Annotated in this window: 16 protein-coding genes; 10 read left to right on the forward strand and 6 right to left on the reverse strand. The window is 58.3% G+C overall.

From position 1 onward, the window contains the following. Positions 1-5: 5 nt before the first annotated feature. The 3 genes from BFG58_RS07410 (at position 6) to BFG58_RS07420 (ending at position 2628) form a co-directional block, all read left to right on the forward strand. Positions 6-1295: an arsenic transporter gene (locus tag BFG58_RS07410; protein ID WP_069719545.1), complete on the forward strand. Its 1290-nt coding sequence runs from the start codon at positions 6-8 to the stop codon at positions 1293-1295. A 12-nt stretch (positions 1296-1307) separates the two neighbouring features. Next, positions 1308-1739, forward strand: a complete 432-nt coding sequence (gene arsC / locus BFG58_RS07415; protein WP_069719546.1) for a glutaredoxin-dependent arsenate reductase — start codon at positions 1308-1310, stop codon at positions 1737-1739. A 118-nt stretch (positions 1740-1857) separates the two neighbouring features. Further along, positions 1858-2628: an SDR family NAD(P)-dependent oxidoreductase gene (locus BFG58_RS07420; RefSeq protein ID WP_069719547.1), complete on the forward strand. Its 771-nt coding sequence runs from the start codon at positions 1858-1860 to the stop codon at positions 2626-2628. Here BFG58_RS07420 and BFG58_RS07425 read toward each other — a convergent pair. Beyond that, positions 2625-3170, reverse strand: a complete 546-nt coding sequence (locus BFG58_RS07425) for a TetR/AcrR family transcriptional regulator (RefSeq protein WP_045908446.1) — start codon at positions 3168-3170, stop codon at positions 2625-2627. The genes BFG58_RS07420 and BFG58_RS07425 overlap by 4 nt on opposite strands. Positions 3171-3251: 81 nt before the next feature. Between BFG58_RS07425 and BFG58_RS07430 the strand changes: the two genes are divergently transcribed. Both BFG58_RS07430 and BFG58_RS07435 read left to right on the forward strand, forming a co-directional pair. Next, positions 3252-4466, forward strand: coding sequence for an MFS transporter (locus BFG58_RS07430; RefSeq protein ID WP_048222198.1), 1215 nt, complete (start codon positions 3252-3254; stop codon positions 4464-4466). Further along, the gene (locus tag BFG58_RS07435; protein WP_069719548.1) at positions 4456-5268 is read left to right on the forward strand and encodes a Cof-type HAD-IIB family hydrolase; all 813 of its coding nucleotides are present in this window, start codon (positions 4456-4458) and stop codon (positions 5266-5268) included. The genes BFG58_RS07430 and BFG58_RS07435 overlap by 11 nt, the downstream gene beginning before the upstream one ends. A gap of 59 nt (positions 5269-5327) precedes the next feature. Here BFG58_RS07435 and BFG58_RS07440 read toward each other — a convergent pair whose 3' ends face one another. Further along, positions 5328-6560: an MFS transporter gene (locus tag BFG58_RS07440; protein WP_069719549.1), complete on the reverse strand. Its 1233-nt coding sequence runs from the start codon at positions 6558-6560 to the stop codon at positions 5328-5330. Between the two features lie 168 nt (positions 6561-6728). On the opposite strand from BFG58_RS07440, the gene BFG58_RS07445 reads away from it, so the two are divergent. The 3 genes from BFG58_RS07445 to deoR all read left to right on the forward strand — a co-directional run bounded on the left by BFG58_RS07445 (position 6729) and on the right by deoR (position 8899). After that, a complete protein-coding gene (locus BFG58_RS07445; protein ID WP_069719550.1) occupies positions 6729-7457 on the forward strand; it encodes a phosphatase PAP2 family protein in 729 nt (242 codons plus the stop codon). A 7-nt stretch (positions 7458-7464) separates the two neighbouring features. Next, a complete protein-coding gene (gene ybjG / locus BFG58_RS07450; protein WP_069719551.1) occupies positions 7465-8073 on the forward strand; it encodes an undecaprenyl-diphosphate phosphatase in 609 nt (202 codons plus the stop codon). A 67-nt stretch (positions 8074-8140) separates the two neighbouring features. Then, positions 8141-8899 carry a DNA-binding transcriptional repressor DeoR gene (deoR, locus tag BFG58_RS07455; RefSeq protein WP_023292922.1) on the forward strand — a complete coding sequence of 253 codons (759 nt, stop codon included), beginning with the start codon at positions 8141-8143 and terminating at the stop codon, positions 8897-8899. A gap of 97 nt (positions 8900-8996) precedes the next feature. Here deoR and dacC read toward each other — a convergent pair whose 3' ends face one another. Next, a complete protein-coding gene (gene dacC, locus BFG58_RS07460) occupies positions 8997-10202 on the reverse strand; it encodes a serine-type D-Ala-D-Ala carboxypeptidase (RefSeq protein ID WP_008501207.1) in 1206 nt (401 codons plus the stop codon). Between the two features lie 241 nt (positions 10203-10443). On the opposite strand from dacC, the gene BFG58_RS07465 reads away from it, so the two are divergent. Then, positions 10444-11070, forward strand: coding sequence for a glutathione S-transferase family protein (locus tag BFG58_RS07465; protein WP_023326978.1), 627 nt, complete (start codon positions 10444-10446; stop codon positions 11068-11070). On the opposite strand, the gene BFG58_RS07470 is transcribed toward BFG58_RS07465, so the two are convergent. Together BFG58_RS07470 and bssR are read right to left on the reverse strand one after the other, a co-directional pair. Then, a complete protein-coding gene (locus BFG58_RS07470; RefSeq protein ID WP_069719552.1) occupies positions 11071-12189 on the reverse strand; it encodes a PQQ-dependent sugar dehydrogenase in 1119 nt (372 codons plus the stop codon). A 106-nt stretch (positions 12190-12295) separates the two neighbouring features. Beyond that, the gene (gene bssR, locus BFG58_RS07475) at positions 12296-12679 is read right to left on the reverse strand and encodes a biofilm formation regulator BssR (RefSeq protein WP_024908680.1); all 384 of its coding nucleotides are present in this window, start codon (positions 12677-12679) and stop codon (positions 12296-12298) included. A gap of 216 nt (positions 12680-12895) precedes the next feature. Here bssR and rimO point away from each other — a divergent pair, with 216 nt between their 5' ends. Further along, positions 12896-14221, forward strand: coding sequence for a 30S ribosomal protein S12 methylthiotransferase RimO (gene rimO / locus BFG58_RS07480; RefSeq protein WP_008501203.1), 1326 nt, complete (start codon positions 12896-12898; stop codon positions 14219-14221). 63 nt (positions 14222-14284) lie between these two features. Here the strand turns inward: rimO and gsiD are convergent, their stop codons facing one another. Next, on the reverse strand, positions 14285-15196 hold the full coding sequence (gene gsiD / locus BFG58_RS07485) for a glutathione ABC transporter permease GsiD (protein WP_021240948.1): 912 nt from the start codon (positions 15194-15196) through the stop codon (positions 14285-14287). Between the last annotated feature and the right edge of the window lies 1 nt (position 15197).

The following is a 15197-nucleotide window of genomic DNA, read 5'->3' on the forward strand; positions in this document are numbered from 1 at the left end:
AAGCGATGTTTCTGGCAGGGGCAATTTTTCTGTTTACGCTGGTGCTGGTCATCTGGCAGCCCAAAGGACTGAGTATTGGCTGGAGCGCGACCATCGGCGCGGTGCTGGCGCTGGTCAGCGGCGTGATTCACATTAACGATATACCGGTAGTCTGGAATATCGTCTGGAACGCTACGGCAACATTCATCGCCGTCATCATCATCAGCCTGCTGCTGGATGAGTCCGGCTTTTTCGAGTGGGCGGCGCTGCACGTCGCCCGCTGGGGGAACGGTGGCGGGCGATTGCTGTTTACCTGGATTATCCTTCTGGGCGCAGCCGTCGCGGCGCTGTTTGCCAATGACGGCGCAGCGCTGATCCTGACGCCTATCGTTATCGCCATGCTGCTGGCGCTGGGGTTCAGCAAGCAGGCTACGCTGGCATTTGTGATGGCGGCAGGTTTTATCGCCGATACCGCCAGCCTGCCGCTGATTGTGTCGAACCTGGTCAACATCGTCTCGGCAGACTTCTTCACGCTGGGGTTCAGTGAATATGCTTCGGTGATGATTCCCGTTGATGCCGCTGCAATTGCCGCAACGCTGGTCATGCTCCATCTGTTCTTCCGCAAGGAAATTCCGCCGGAATATGACCTGGCGAAACTGCGTGAGCCTGCACGCGCGATAAACGATCTTCCGACGTTCAGAACCGGCTGGATCGTGCTGCTCCTTCTTCTCCTCGGTTTCTTTGTGCTGGAGCCGCTGGGTATTCCGGTCAGCGCCATTGCGACTGCGGGCGCGCTGGTTTTGTTTGCCGTTGCAAAACGCGGACATGCGATAAATACCGGAAAAGTGCTGCGCGGCGCACCGTGGCAGATCGTCATCTTCTCGTTGGGGATGTATCTGGTGGTGTATGGCCTGCGCAATGCCGGGCTGACTGAGTATCTCTCAGGCGTGTTAAATAGCCTGGCCGGGAACGGATTGTGGGCCACCACGCTGGGTACCGGGTTCATCACCGCGTTCCTGTCATCCATAATGAACAATATGCCCACGGTGCTGATTGGCGCGCTCTCCATTGAGGGCAGCACGGCAACGGGGTTGATTAAGGAGGCGATGATTTACGCCAACGTGATTGGCTGCGATCTGGGCCCGAAAATCACGCCTATCGGCAGCCTCGCCACCCTGCTCTGGCTCCACGTGCTGGCGCAGAAAAACATGACGATCACCTGGGGTTACTATTTCCGGACGGGCATCATCATGACGCTGCCGGTCCTGTTTGTGACGCTCGCCGCGCTGGCGCTACGTCTCTCCTTCACACTGTAATGAGTCACTGATATGACCCACATCACCATTTACCACAACCCCGCCTGCGGCACCTCGCGCAACACGCTGGAGATGATCCGCAACAGCGGCACGGAGCCAGAGATTATCCTCTATCTGGAAACCCCGCCGTCGCGCGATATGCTGACCACCCTGATTGCCGATATGGGCATTTCGGTGCGGGATCTGCTGCGTAAAAACGTGGATCCCTATGAACAGCTCGGCCTTGCCGACGATAGCTTCACCGACAACCAGCTAATCGAGTTTATGCTGCAATACCCGATTCTGATTAACCGTCCGATCGTGGTCACGCCGCTGGGCACCCGCCTGTGCCGCCCGTCTGAAGTCGTCCTCGACATTCTGCCGGATGCACAGAAAGGGGCATTTACAAAAGAGGATGGCGAAGCCGTCGTAGACGCCAGCGGGAAAAAAATCTCGCCAAAGTAACCCATTGATAATGGCACGGTAAGATCTGCCAACCGCATACCCCGCCCAACGGCTGAGTTGCATCCGCCGAAACCCGGCACATACTTTTGAGGGTTAACTCTGGTGAGGGTAAGCAGGCATGGGTCTTAAAAACAAAACCGCCGTCATCTTCGGCGGCAGCGGCGCTATCGGCAGCGCAACTGCGCGCGCTCTGGCGCGTGAAGGGGCAGATGTGTATCTCGCCGCACGCACCCACGCCAGGCTGGAGCAGGCCGCCAGCAGCATTCGCGCCGCGGGCGGTTCTGCCAGCACGTTTGTTTTCGATGCGCTCGAGGAGTCCTCGCTGCTCCCCGACCTTGCCCGCATTGATATCGTCGTCAACGCCACGGGCTTTATGCACGATCAGGGCAAACGTCTTGAGGCATTAACGCTCGGCGAATTCCGTCAGGGCTTCGACCCTTTCCTGGCCGCGTACTTTAACATTGCGAAAGCCGTGTCATCCCGCATGGGCGGCGAGCATGGCGGGACCATAATTACCGTCGTCGCCCCCGCCGCAAACATGGCGATGGCGGGCCACCTCGGACATATCGTCGGCTGCGCGGGAACGGAAGCCTTTACCCGGGCGCTTGCGGCTGAGCTGGGGACTCAAAATATTCGTGTGCTGTGTCTGCGCTCGCACGCAATAGCCGACGCGGTGCAGGCGGGTTCGTATGTGGGCGCCATTTTCGCCGCCAAGGCGCAGGCGATGGGTATTACGGTCGGGCAGTTTCTCGGCGGCGCCGCGCAAAGCACCCTGACGCATCGCCTGCCGACGCTGGCGCAGGTAGCAGACACGATTGCGTTTCTGGCTTCAGATGCGGCAAGCGCAATGACGGGAACCACAGTCAATATGACCGCCGGCGCAACCTAGCTCTCGCCCGCAATCCTGCCCACCATGGCCCGGATCTCTTCGCGGGTTAAGGGCGTCCGGTCAGTGACATAGTGCAGCGTCATCCCTTCGATAAACGCATCCAGCGCGCGGGTGGTAACCGGGTCGAACCACTGCTCCAGCGTGGTCTGGCTCATCTTCATCCAGTCCTGCATCACCGTTTTGAGCGCCGCGCTACGGTGCATAAAGGCGTAAAGCTGATACATCAGCGCCATGTTGTGCGGCGTGGTCACCTGCGAGCTGTGGATCAGGGTAGTGATGGATTCGCACGCCATTTCCGGCCCGGTGACGCCCGCAAAGAAATCCCGGTACTGCTGCGACATCTGGCGGGTAAACCACGTGAAGGCCTCCTCCAGCAGCGGTTCCATACCGTCGAAATAGTAAGTCATCGACCCCAGCGGCACGCCCGCGCAGGTGGCGATTTTACGGTGTGTGACGGCGTGAATACCGTGTTCAGCAATGGTGTCGAGCGTCGCCTGCAGGATTTTCTCCCGGCGATGCGGATCGTTGGGTGGTCTGCTCATCAATTCCTCACCTGGTTTGTGTACAAATGTACACAAACTTGCTAGTGTTGTCGCTATTGTTGTACTTCTGGTGCTACCCCAATGACGCTGACCTCTCCCCGTAAAGCCCTGCAGCTCCGCATGTGGGCGCTGTTTATGTTCTTCTTTATTCCCGGTCTGCTGATGGCCTCCTGGGCCACGCGCACCCCCGCCATTCGCGACATTTTGTCCGTTTCTACCGCGGAAATGGGCATCGTGCTGTTCGGCCTGTCGATAGGCTCCATGAGCGGCATCCTCTGCTCCGCCTGGCTGGTGAAGCGCTTCGGTACGCGGGCGGTGATCCGCACCACCATGTGCTTCGCGGTGTTCGGGATGATGGTGCTGAGCGTGGCGCTGTGGTTTGCCTCACCGGTGCTGTTTGCGCTGGGGTTGACGGTGTTTGGCGGCAGCTTCGGCTCGGCGGAAGTGGCGATAAACGTTGAAGGGGCGGCGGTCGAGCGCGAGATGAACAAAACCGTGCTGCCGATGATGCACGGCTTTTACAGCCTCGGCACGCTAGCCGGTGCGGGCGTGGGGATGGCGCTGACGGCCTTCGGCATGACCGCGAATCTGCATATCCTGCTGGCGGCGCTGGTGTGCATTATTCCGATTCTGACCGGCATCCGGGCGATCCCGGACGGCACCGGCAAGAACGCCTCAGATGAACAGCATTCGGCTGAAAAAGGACTGCCCTTCTACCGCGATTATCAGCTGATGCTGATTGGCGTGGTGGTGCTGGCGATGGCGTTCGCGGAAGGGTCCGCCAACGACTGGCTGCCGCTACTGATGGTGGACGGTCACGGCTTTAGCCCCACCTCCGGCTCGCTGATCTACGCCGGGTTTACGCTGGGGATGACCGTCGGGCGCTTCACCGGCGGCTGGTTTATCGACCGCTACAGCCGCGTGGCGGTGGTGCGCGCCAGCGCCCTGCTCGGCGGGCTGGGTATCGCGATGATTATCTTTGTGGATGTGGACTGGATTGCCGGCGTCTCGGTGATCCTCTGGGGGCTGGGCGCGTCCCTCGGTTTCCCGCTGACCATCTCCGCCGCCAGCGACACCGGCCCGGATGCCCCGACGCGCGTCAGCGTGGTGGCGACAACCGGCTATCTCGCTTTCCTGGTCGGGCCGCCGCTGCTCGGCTTCCTCGGTGAGCACTACGGGCTGCGCAGCGCCATGCTGGTGGTATTAGGGTTGGTGATCGTCGCGGCGCTGGTGGCGCGCGCGGTGGCAAAGCCGGAAACGAAACACACGACACTGGAGAAGGGATATGAGCGTTAAACTGATCGCCGTCGACATGGATGGCACATTCCTGAATGATGCCAAGACCTACAATCGCCCGCGCTTTCTGGCGCAGTACGCGCGCATGAAGGCGCAAGGCATTCGCTTCGTGGTCGCCAGCGGCAACCAGTACTACCAGCTGATCTCCTTTTTCCCGGAGATTGCGCATGAAATTTCATTCGTCGCCGAAAACGGCGGCTGGGTCGTGAGTGAGGGTGAAGACGTCTTCAACGGTGAACTGTCGAAAGCCCATTTCGAGACCGTCGCGAACGTGTTAAACGACGTGCCGGGCATTGAGATTATCGCCTGCGGGAAGAGCAGCGCCTACACGCTCAAGTGCTATGACGAGGGCTTTAAGGCCATCGCGGCAAAGTACTATCACCGTCTGGAAATGGTCAGCGATTTCGACAACCTGAACGATATTTTCTTCAAGTTCGGGCTTAACGTGTCTGATGATGAAATTCCGCGTATTCAGGCGCTGCTGCATGAAAAACTCAGCGACATCATGGTGCCCGTCACCACTGGTCACGGCAGTATCGACCTGATTATCCCCGGCGTGCATAAAGCCAACGGCCTGCGGATCCTGCAACAGCGCTGGGGGATAGAGAACAGCGACGTGGTGGCCTTCGGCGACAGCGGCAACGACGTGGAGATGCTGCGCCAGTCCGGGTTCAGCTTTGCGATGGCGAATGCCAGACCGCATATCAAAGCGGCGGCGCGTTTTGAAGCGCCGCATAATAACGAGGAAGGCGTGCTGGATGTGATTGAGAAGGTGCTGGATGGGGAAGATCCGTTTAATTGATCGCGTGCGGTCTGGTGCCCTCACCCTGACCCTCTCCCACAGGGAGAGGGAATAAACAGTTAAGGTTGCAGGGCGTTTCCGACGCGCTTGTCTTTCAGGAACACCACCATCAGGCCAACCCATAACACACCGTTGGCGAGGTTAAACAGACTGAACAGCCCGTTACCGCCCATCGCGTAGGCATGCTTGCTCACCTCGATACCGACGGTAAAAATCAGCATCTGCAGCATCCCCATCGCCGCGGAGACCGTGCCTTTACTCATCTCGCTGGCAAACAGCGTCAGGCGCACCAGCCCGGCGTTCGCCACTCCAATCCCGAAGGCGTAAATGCTGAGTCCTGCCGTCATCCACAGATAAGCGTGTGATAACGCAACGGTCGCCACCGCCGCCAGAATCAGCCCGGCCGCAATCGGCCAGCCGCCCATGATAATCAGTGAACGCACGGTGCGGCGTGACGTCAGACGCGCCAGCACCAGGTTACCGATAATCAGCGCGCCAAAGATCGGCACCTGCAACAGGCCGTACTCGTAGCTGCTCAGCTTTTCACCGCTGATGATAATGACCGGTGACTGAGCAATCCACGCCAGCAGCGGCAGGCTAACGAACCCGGTCGCCAGCGCGCCCGCCACAAAGCGGCCATTCTTCAGCACTTCTTTGTAATCCCGCCCCAGCTCTTTCAGCGAGAGTTTCTCGCCGATGCGGGTGGCGGTTTCCGGCATTGCCCGGTGCAGACCAAAGAACGCGATGGCGGCGAGAACCGCAAAGAGCACAAACATCCCTTCCCACGGCGCCATATGCACCCATGCGGCGCCTACCAGCGGCCCGAGCAAGGGAGCGATCAGCGCCACGTTCGCCATCAGCGCGGTAATTTTGATACACACCGCCTCTTCAAACGACTCCTGAATGGCGGCATACCCCACGGCGCCGATAAAGCACAGGCTCACCCCCTGCAGGAAACGCAGCAGGGTAAATTGTTCAATGTTTTGCGCCAGCAGCGTGGCAAGGCAGGTGACGATAAACCACACCACGCCCGTCAGCATCACCGGACGACGGCCAATACGATCCGACAGCGGGCCTAACAGCCACTGCAAAAACATGCCGCCGGCCAGATAGGCGGTCATGGAGGTCGGTACCCACTCGATTCCGGCGTTGTACTGCGCCACCACGGCCAGCATCCCGGGCTGGATCATATCGTTACCGATATAGGTAGAAAATTCGTAGAGCACCAGACACAGAGGGAAAAGCAACGCCTGACGACCCAGACGTGAACCTGAAGAAGAACGGTTTAACATGCAATCTCTTTATAATGACAAAATCGCGACGAGTGTAATGAAATGCCGCAGCCCGAGATAGTGATTTATCGAGGATAAACAGAAATAAAGCACATATCGTCTTCGTTTAAGGTTTCCTTAATTTGACAGATTTATGATAGCCCCATTACTCGTCAACGACCCCAAATTATGGCACTCACCTCCAGCCGTTCAGAATTGTCTAAGTTACAGACAAATAAGACAAAACGTCTTTACCGCTTACCGGCACGCTTTTATGGTTATCAGCTTTTCATACTGATAGCCCTTGCCGTGGTGTTTACGTGGCTATCGCGCAATGAAGCGCTCGACAGATGGGTAACCGGCTTCTGGTATAACGCGGCGACGCAGAGCTTCCCGCTGCAGAAAGACCACCTGCTGGATCTGCTCAACCATCGTCTGGCGAAGTACATCGCCATCGCCTTAGGCGCCGTGGCGCTGTTTTACGGCGCTTACAAGCGTAACGCAAGGCTGGTGACGGCGGCGCTGCTGATGGGCGTTGGCGCACTGGTGGTGGGCCTGCTGAAAAGCATGAGCCATCACAGCTGCCCGTGGGACCTGGTGGAATATGGCGGTAAGGCTGTCTCTTATCCCCTGTTCAGCGCCGTCCCTGCAGACAGCGGTCCGGGGCGCTGTTTCCCCGGCGGTCATGCCTCCAGCGGCTTTATGGTGATGGGGCTGTTTTTTGCCTTCTGGCGCGAGCGTCCGCGTCTCGCCTGGAGCTTCGTTGCGCTGGGCGTGGTGTTAGGTCTGGTGATGGGTTATGGCCAGATCATGCGCGGGGCACATTTTTTCTCTCACAACCTGTGGGCTGGGTGGTGGGTCTGGTTTTCTCAGGTGGTGGTCTACGGCCTTGTTTCCACCCGGTTTGCTAAAGAGTGATAACGCTATGCTAGAGAATCTGAATTATCAGCTGTTCTATCTGATCAATGCCACCCCGGCCTCGCCCGAGTGGATGATCGACTTTGCCACCTTTCTGGCAAAAGATCTGATCAGCATCGTGCCCGCGCTGGCCGCCATCCTCTGGCTGTGGGGACCTCGTAGCCAGGTGAAAGCGCAGCGCCAACTGGTGATCAAAGTGGCGATGGCGCTGGGCGTGAGCGTTCTGGTGAGCTTCGTACTGGGTCATGTGTTCCCGCACGCCCGCCCTTTTGTTGCCCACGTGGGCTATACCTTCCTGCACCATGCGCCGGATGACTCTTTCCCGAGCGATCACGGGACGGTGATCTTCACCTTTGCGCTGGCCTTCCTGTTCTGGCATCGCCTGTGGTCAGGTGCGGTGCTGATGGTGGTCGCGGTGGCCATCGCCTGGTCTCGCGTTTATCTGGGCGTCCACTGGCCGCTGGATATGGTGGGTGGATTCCTGGTGGGGCTGATTGGCTGCGTGAGCGCGGCTATCCTGTGGAGCCTCATTGGTGAGGCGCTCTATAGCGGGCTCTCTACCCTCTATCGCGCCATTTTTGCTATCCCGATCCGCAAAGGCTGGATACGTGACTAACCCCGACCTGACAGGTTACACTTGAACCCCCGCCCTGCGGGGGTTCACTTTTTTATCCCGAGGAACTATGGAAACACGTCGCGATGACCGCATTGCTCAGCTGCTTCAGGCGCTGAAGCGCAGCGATAAGCTGCATCTTAAGGAAGCCGCCAACCTCCTCGGCGTCTCAGAGATGACCATTCGTCGGGATCTGAACAGCGAGAGCGCGCCCGTCGTGCTGCTGGGCGGATATATTGTGCTTGAGCCACGCAGCGCCAGCCATTATCTGATCAGCGACCAGAAGACACGCCTGGTGGAGGAGAAACGCAAAGCCGCGCGGCTTGCGGCCTCACTGGTACAGCCGCACCAGACGCTGTTTTTTGACTGCGGTACCACCACGCCGTGGATTATCGAAGCCATCGACAGCAGCATCCCTTTCACTGCCGTGTGCTACTCCCTGAACACCTTTCTGGCGCTTCAGGAGAAACCCGAGTGCCGGGTGATCCTCTGCGGCGGTGAGTTTCACGCCAGCAACGCGATCTTTAAGCCGCTCAACCTGCAGGACACGCTCAGCAATCTCTGCCCGGATATCGCGTTTTATTCCGCCGCCGGCGTTAATGTGCGCCAGGGCGCGACCTGCTTTAATCTGGAAGAGCTGCCAGTAAAACACTGGGCGTTAAGCGCCGCGCAGTATCATGTGCTGGTAGTCGATCACAGTAAGTTTGGTAAGGTGCGTCCGGCAAGAATGGGCGAGCTGGCGCAGTTCGATGCCATCGTCAGCGATTGCCGCCCGGACGACGAGATTGTGGCCCACGCGAAGGCGCAGCAGGTGAAGTTGATGTATTAAACGGGGTGCGGTCTGATGCCCTCACCCCGGCCCTCTCCCACATGGAGAGGGAGAAAAAACGTAGGCCGGGTAAGCGCAGCGCCACCCGGCAAAAAACTTAGCTAAACCAGCTGCCAAACCACCCGTGGAATTTCATCATCACGAAATCCCACATCCGGCTGAAGAAGCCGCCCTCTTCCACCGCTTCCATCACAATCAGCGGACGCTGTTCAATCGACTTACCGTTAAGCTGGAAATCAATCGTCCCGACCACCTGGCCCTTTTTCAGCGGAGCCGTAAGCTGCGGGTCAGTCAGGGTGTAGCTAGCCTTCAGGTTTTTCAGCTGGCCGCGCGGAATTGTCACCGAACCCGCCTCACCTGCGCCCAGGTTCACTTCGCTCTTGTCACCAAACCAGACGCGCTGGCTGACGAACGTGGCATCGGGTTTAATCGGCGTCACGGTTTCATAGAAGCGGAAGCCCCAGGTCAGCAGTTTTTCGGATTCGTTAAAGCGAATGCGGTCGGTTTTGGTGCCCAGCACCACCGAAATCAGGCGCATGTCGCCCTGCGTCGCGGAGGCCACCAGATTGTAGCCTGCCCCCGCCGTGGTGCCGGTTTTCATCCCGTCCACATTGACGTTGCTGCTCCACAGCAGGCGGTTGCGGTTCGGCTGGCGGATTTTGTTGAAGGTAAACTCTTTCTCTTTGTGGATGGCGTATTCATCCGGCACGTCGTGGATCAGCGCTTTCCCCAGCAGCGCCATGTCGCGTGCGGTGCTGAACTGGCCCGGCGCATCCAGACCGTGAACGGTTTTAAAGGTTGTATTGGTCAGGCCCAGCTTTTGCGCGTAGCCATTCATCAAACCAATGAAAGAATCCTGGCTGCCGGCAACGTAATCGGCCAGCGCGATGCACGCATCATTTCCCGACTGAATAATCACCCCTTTATTCAGATCGGAAACGGAAACCTGATCGCCTGGCTTCAGGAACATCACGGAAGAACCCCGCAGCGCCGGGTTGCCGGTCGCCCACGCGTCCTTCCCGATGGTCACCATATCGTCCAGCTTGATCTTGCCCGCTTTCAGCGCCTGGCCCACCACATAGCTGGTCATGATTTTGGTCAGGCTTGCCGGATCGAGTTTCTCATCCGCATTCCCTTCCGCCAGCACTTTACCGCTGGCGTAGTCCATCAGGATCCAGGCGCGCGCATCCACTGGCGGCGCTTCGGGCGCAGCCTGTTCAGCTGCGTAGAGCGTTGGTGCAAACAGGAAAAGAAGCGCAGAGCCTGCCGCCAGGCTGCGCAGAGAAGTCATTTTACGCGTCATAAATGCCACCCGAGTGTCCATTCAAAAATTACGTCACATCACCGTGTCGCAAGAAGCGATGAGTAATAGCGCACTAAAACCGTTAAAGAAACCCAACGAGGGTAAAGTTATTAAAGTTTATGCAATAACATTCAGATACGCTTTGATTAAGACGATTTTTTTGTCTTCTGTTGCGTAATTGTTAGGTTTATCTCACCATGGCGAAAGGCTGACTCGGATTCACATCTCATCGGGAGTAAATATGATTACGCTGTGGGGCAGGAATAATTCGACCAACGTTAAGAAAGTGCTCTGGACGCTGGAAGAGCTGGATTTACCGTTCAATCAAATCATGGCTGGCATGGCGTTCGGCGTGAACAAAGAGGCCGACTATCTGGCCATGAACCCGAACGGCCTGGTGCCGCTGCTGCGCGATGATGAAACAGACGCGACGCTTTGGGAGTCCAACACCATTGTCCGTTACCTCGCCGCCCAGTACGGTCAGGGCCGCCTGTGGGTTGAAAACCCGGCCCGGCGCGCCCAGGGCGAAAAGTGGATGGACTGGGCAAACCAGACGCTGTCCCCGACCCACCGCGTGATCCTGATGGGGCTTATCCGCACGCCGGAAGCTGAACGCGACTATCCCGCGATTCACGCCGCGCAGGATGCCTGCGAAAATCTGTTTGCGATGATGGATGACGAGCTGGCGAAGCACGCCTGGTTCTCCGGCGAGGCGTTCGGCACAGGCGATATCGCCGTGGCACCCTTCGTCTGGAACCTGACCAATATGGGTCTGAAGTGGACGCCACGCCCTCACCTTGAGCGCTGGCTTAAACAGCTGAGCGATCGCCCTGCGTATCGTAACGTCGTGATGATCCCGGTCACCTGATTACGCGCCGGACGGGCGGACTTTCAACAGTTGCCCGTCCGTCTCGTCGGTCAGGACATACAGATACCCATCCGGCCCCACCCGCACGTCGCGAATACGCTGGTCCCGGTCGCCCAGAATGCGCCCGTCCTCCGTCACCTTGTTTCCCTCCACGCTCAGCACGATCACGTCCTTCTCCTTCAGCGCGCCGATAAACAGCTTGTTTTTCCACTGCGGGAAAACGTCGCTGTTGTAGAACGCCATGCCGCTCACCGCGGGTGAGACTTTCCAGACGAACAGCGGCTTCTCGGTGCCCTCAACGTGCTCGCCTTTGGCTTCCGGGATTTTCAGGCCGCTGTAGTTAATGCCGTGCGTCGCCAGCGGCCAGCCGTAGTTCTTTCCTTTCTCCGGAATGTTGATCTCATCCCCGCCGCGCGGGCCGTGCTCGTTCAGCCACAGCGTGTCGCTCCAGGGGTTCATCGCCATCCCCTGCGGGTTGCGAATGCCGTAAGACCAGATTTCGGGTCGCGCACCGGGGGTATTCACAAAGGGGTTATCCGACGGGACTTTCCCGTCTTCGGTGAGGCGCACCACTTTGCCCTGCAATTTATCCAGATCCTGCGCCGTCGGACGCTGATTGTTTTCGCCGAGTCCAATAAAGAGAGAGCCTTTGCCGTCGAACACCAGCCGCCCGCCAAAATGGTTACCGGTTGAGAGTTTCGGCATCTGGCGGAACGCCACCTGGAATCCCTCGATGCGGGAATAGTCGTCGCTCAGGCGGCCATAGCCCACCGCCGTTCCGGCTTTGCCGTCATGCCCGGCCTCGGCGTAGCTCAGCCAGACGCGGCGCGACTTCTCAAAATCCGGCGCCAATACCACATCCAGCAATCCTCCCTGACCGTTTGCCCAGACCTTCGGTACGCCGACAATCGGATCGGAGAGCCCTTTTCCGGCCTGCCAGCGTTTGAGCTGACCGCCCTTCAGGGTCACCAGCAACCCGTCATTATCCGGCAGGAACGCCAGGGACCAGGGGTGATCGAGTCTGTTTTGCAGCACCTCGACCTTCACTGCCTCTGGCGCAGCAAGAAGTGAAAACGAAATAAATAACGCAGGCAGGGAAATCAGCGAGGATCGAGGCATAACGCGCTCCTTTATCGGCATATGGCATAAAGATTAGCCACTGCGTCCGGGCGCGTTATCACTTTTACAAAAGCTTAAGCTGAAGGGGGAGTTGCCTCCCCCGGGATCAGTGTTGTTCGAGCTGTTTGTGCTCGTTCAGACACATGATGCATAGAGAGAGCGTTGTCAGGCAGTTTTCAAGCTTCTCCGCGTTTACGGCGATAAAGTTCGGGCAGTCGTGGCGTCCGTTCATCAGACACACCCCTGCAATGGAGAGCACCTCGGCGGCACGGCGCAGCGCGATCTCTTCACTTTCGCCGCCGTTCGCCTTCAGGGTCGGTGCTTTTTCACGCATGAAATTACACAGTTCAAACAGGTTATCACGCAGATGTTCGCTTTCGCTGACTGACATATACCCTTTTGCCTTCCTCAACTGCAGGTACGCGGCCAGGTCGATTCGGGCGTTGATCAGCTTGTTCAGCAGATCGCGTTTTAGTCTGTCAACGGTCATGCTCTTTCCTCCTCTGTCAGCCATGGTGCATAGTCAGGATAAGTACATTTTTTGTACAGTTTAATGCCTGGGATCAATTTTTATTAACTGATTAACATTATTTACAATGTTACAACCTCGGCCCGACGCATCCGCCTTGCAAAGAGTGTATAAATCCCCCGCGATACGCTGTAAAATCCCGCCCTGATAACTCCATAATTGATGAATTTTTAACCTATGAGCAATGTTACGCACCAGCCGAAAATCGGCTTCGTCTCCCTGGGCTGCCCGAAAAACCTGGTGGATTCAGAACGCATCCTGACCGAACTGCGCACCGAGGGCTATGACGTGGTGCCAAGCTACGACAACGCCGATATGGTGATTGTTAACACCTGCGGGTTTATCGACAGCGCGGTCCAGGAGTCACTGGAAGCCATCGGTGAAGCGCTGACCGAAAACGGCAAAGTGATCGTGACCGGCTGTCTGGGCGCGAAAGAAGACCAGATCCGCGAAGTGCACCCTAAGGTGCTGGAGATCACCGGCCCGCATAGCTACGAGCAGGTGCTGCAACATGTTCATCACTACGTGCCAAAACCAAAACACAACCCGTTCCTGAGCCTGGTGCCAGAGCAGGGCGTGAAGCTGACGCCGCGCCACTACGCGTACCTGAAGATTTCCGAAGGCTGTAACCATCGCTGCACCTTCTGCATCATCCCGTCCATGCGTGGCGATCTGGTGAGCCGTCCAATCGGCGAAGTGCTGGCAGAAGCTAAGCGCTTGGCCGACGCGGGCGTGAAGGAGCTGCTGGTCATCTCCCAGGATACCTCTGCCTACGGCGTGGACGTGAAGCACCGCTCCGGTTTCCACAACGGCGAGCCGGTGAAAACCAGCATGGTCGGCCTGTGCGAGCAACTGTCCAAACTCGGTATCTGGACGCGTCTGCACTACGTCTACCCGTACCCGCACGTTGACGACGTCATCCCGCTGATGGCGGAAGGCAAGATTCTGCCGTACCTGGACATCCCACTGCAGCACGCGAGCCCGCGTATCCTGAAGCTGATGAAGCGCCCTGGCTCCGTTGACCGCCAGCTGGCGCGCATCAAGCAGTGGCGTGAGATCTGCCCGGACCTGACCCTGCGCTCCACCTTTATCGTCGGCTTCCCGGGTGAAACCGAAGAAGACTTCCAGATGCTGCTCGACTTCCTGAAAGAAGCGCGTCTGGACCGTGTCGGCTGCTTCAAATACAGCCCGGTGGAAGGCGCAACCGCCAACGAGCTGGCGGATCAGGTGCCGGAAGAGGTTAAGGAAGAGCGCTGGAACCGCTTCATGCAGCTGCAGCAGCAGATCTCTGCCGAGCGTCTGCAGGAGAAAGTGGGCCGCGAGATCATGGTTATCATCGACGAGGTTGACGAAGAAGGTGCGATTGGCCGCAGCATGGCGGACGCCCCTGAAATCGACGGTGCGGTGTACCTGAATGGCGAAACCAACGTTAAGCCGGGTGATATTATTCGCGTGAAGGTTGAAAACGCCGACGAGTATGACCTGTGGGGTAGCCGGGTTTAATCGCCCCACTCCGCTTTTGTAGGCCGGGTAAGGCGTAGCCGCCCCCCGGCACATTTCACTGCACTACCCCTTTATCCTCGGATCCAGCGCGTCGCGCAGCCCATCACCTAACAGGTTAAACGCCAGCACGGTCAGGAAAATCGCCAGGCTCGGGAAAATCGCCACGTGCGGCGCAATCACCATATCGGCCCTCGCCTCGTTCAGCATCGCGCCCCACTCCGGCGTCGGAGGCTGTGCCCCTAACCCCAGAAACGACAGGCTGGCCGCCGAGATAATCGACACGCCGATACGCATGGTGAAATAGACCACGATGGACGACACCGTCCCCGGCAGAATATGGCTGAAGAGGATGGTCGCATCGCTGGCCCCCATACTGCGGGCCGACTCGATAAAGGTCTGCTGTTTTAACACCAGCGTGTTGCCGCGCACCAGGCGGGCAAAGGCCGGAATCGAAAACACCGCGACCGCGATGATGACGTTGGCCATGCCGCTGCCCATGATCGCCACCACGGCAATCGCCAGTAGAATGCCGGGGAAGGCAAACAGCACGTCGCAGATGCGCATGATGATGCGGTCCCACCAGCCTTCGTAATACCCGGCAACCAACCCCAGCACGATCCCGATGGCCGCGCCGATCAGCACCGCGAACACCCCGGCGGCGAGCGAGATCTGCGCCCCTACCAGTACCCGGCTAAAGATATCCCGCCCGAGGGAATCCACGCCGAACCAGTGGAGCATCGAGGGCCCGTCGTTCAGGCGGTCGTAGTCAAAATAATTTTCCGCATCAAACGGCGCCACCCACGGCGCCACGATCGCCACCACAATCAGCAGCAGCACGAACAGCCCCGCCGTCATCGCGACCGGCTGACGGCGGAAACGCCGCCAGAATTCAGACCACGGGGTGCGGATGTGGTCCGGTTTTAGCCCCGGCATGGCGTTTAAAACGGCCTGACGTCGCCAGTTCAACAATCGCATC

It is taken from the genome of Enterobacter sp. ku-bf2 (assembly GCF_001742765.1).
GTDB lineage: Bacteria > Pseudomonadota > Gammaproteobacteria > Enterobacterales > Enterobacteriaceae > Enterobacter > Enterobacter quasiroggenkampii.

Bases quoted from the DNA above. Each gene is read 5' to 3' on its own strand.
- bssR (WP_024908680.1), bottom strand. From the start codon at position 12,679: ATGACCGTTGACAGACTAAAACGCGATCTGCTGAACAAGCTGATCAAC.
- BFG58_RS07410 (WP_069719545.1), top strand. From the start codon at position 6: ATGTTTCTGGCAGGGGCAATTTTTCTGTTTACGCTGGTGCTGGTCATC.
- gsiD (WP_021240948.1), bottom strand. From the start codon at position 15,196: ATGCGATTGTTGAACTGGCGACGTCAGGCCGTTTTAAACGCCATGCCG.
- BFG58_RS07430 (WP_048222198.1), top strand. From the start codon at position 3,252: ATGACGCTGACCTCTCCCCGTAAAGCCCTGCAGCTCCGCATGTGGGCG.
- BFG58_RS07470 (WP_069719552.1), bottom strand. From the start codon at position 12,189: ATGCCTCGATCCTCGCTGATTTCCCTGCCTGCGTTATTTATTTCGTTT.
- dacC (WP_008501207.1), bottom strand. From the start codon at position 10,202: ATGACGCGTAAAATGACTTCTCTGCGCAGCCTGGCGGCAGGCTCTGCG.
- BFG58_RS07465 (WP_023326978.1), top strand. From the start codon at position 10,444: ATGATTACGCTGTGGGGCAGGAATAATTCGACCAACGTTAAGAAAGTG.
- BFG58_RS07435 (WP_069719548.1), top strand. From the start codon at position 4,456: ATGAGCGTTAAACTGATCGCCGTCGACATGGATGGCACATTCCTGAAT.
- BFG58_RS07420 (WP_069719547.1), top strand. From the start codon at position 1,858: ATGGGTCTTAAAAACAAAACCGCCGTCATCTTCGGCGGCAGCGGCGCT.
- ybjG (WP_069719551.1), top strand. From the start codon at position 7,465: ATGCTAGAGAATCTGAATTATCAGCTGTTCTATCTGATCAATGCCACC.
- BFG58_RS07440 (WP_069719549.1), bottom strand. From the start codon at position 6,560: ATGTTAAACCGTTCTTCTTCAGGTTCACGTCTGGGTCGTCAGGCGTTG.
- deoR (WP_023292922.1), top strand. From the start codon at position 8,141: ATGGAAACACGTCGCGATGACCGCATTGCTCAGCTGCTTCAGGCGCTG.
- arsC (WP_069719546.1), top strand. From the start codon at position 1,308: ATGACCCACATCACCATTTACCACAACCCCGCCTGCGGCACCTCGCGC.
- rimO (WP_008501203.1), top strand. From the start codon at position 12,896: ATGAGCAATGTTACGCACCAGCCGAAAATCGGCTTCGTCTCCCTGGGC.
- BFG58_RS07425 (WP_045908446.1), bottom strand. From the start codon at position 3,170: ATGAGCAGACCACCCAACGATCCGCATCGCCGGGAGAAAATCCTGCAG.
- BFG58_RS07445 (WP_069719550.1), top strand. From the start codon at position 6,729: ATGGCACTCACCTCCAGCCGTTCAGAATTGTCTAAGTTACAGACAAAT.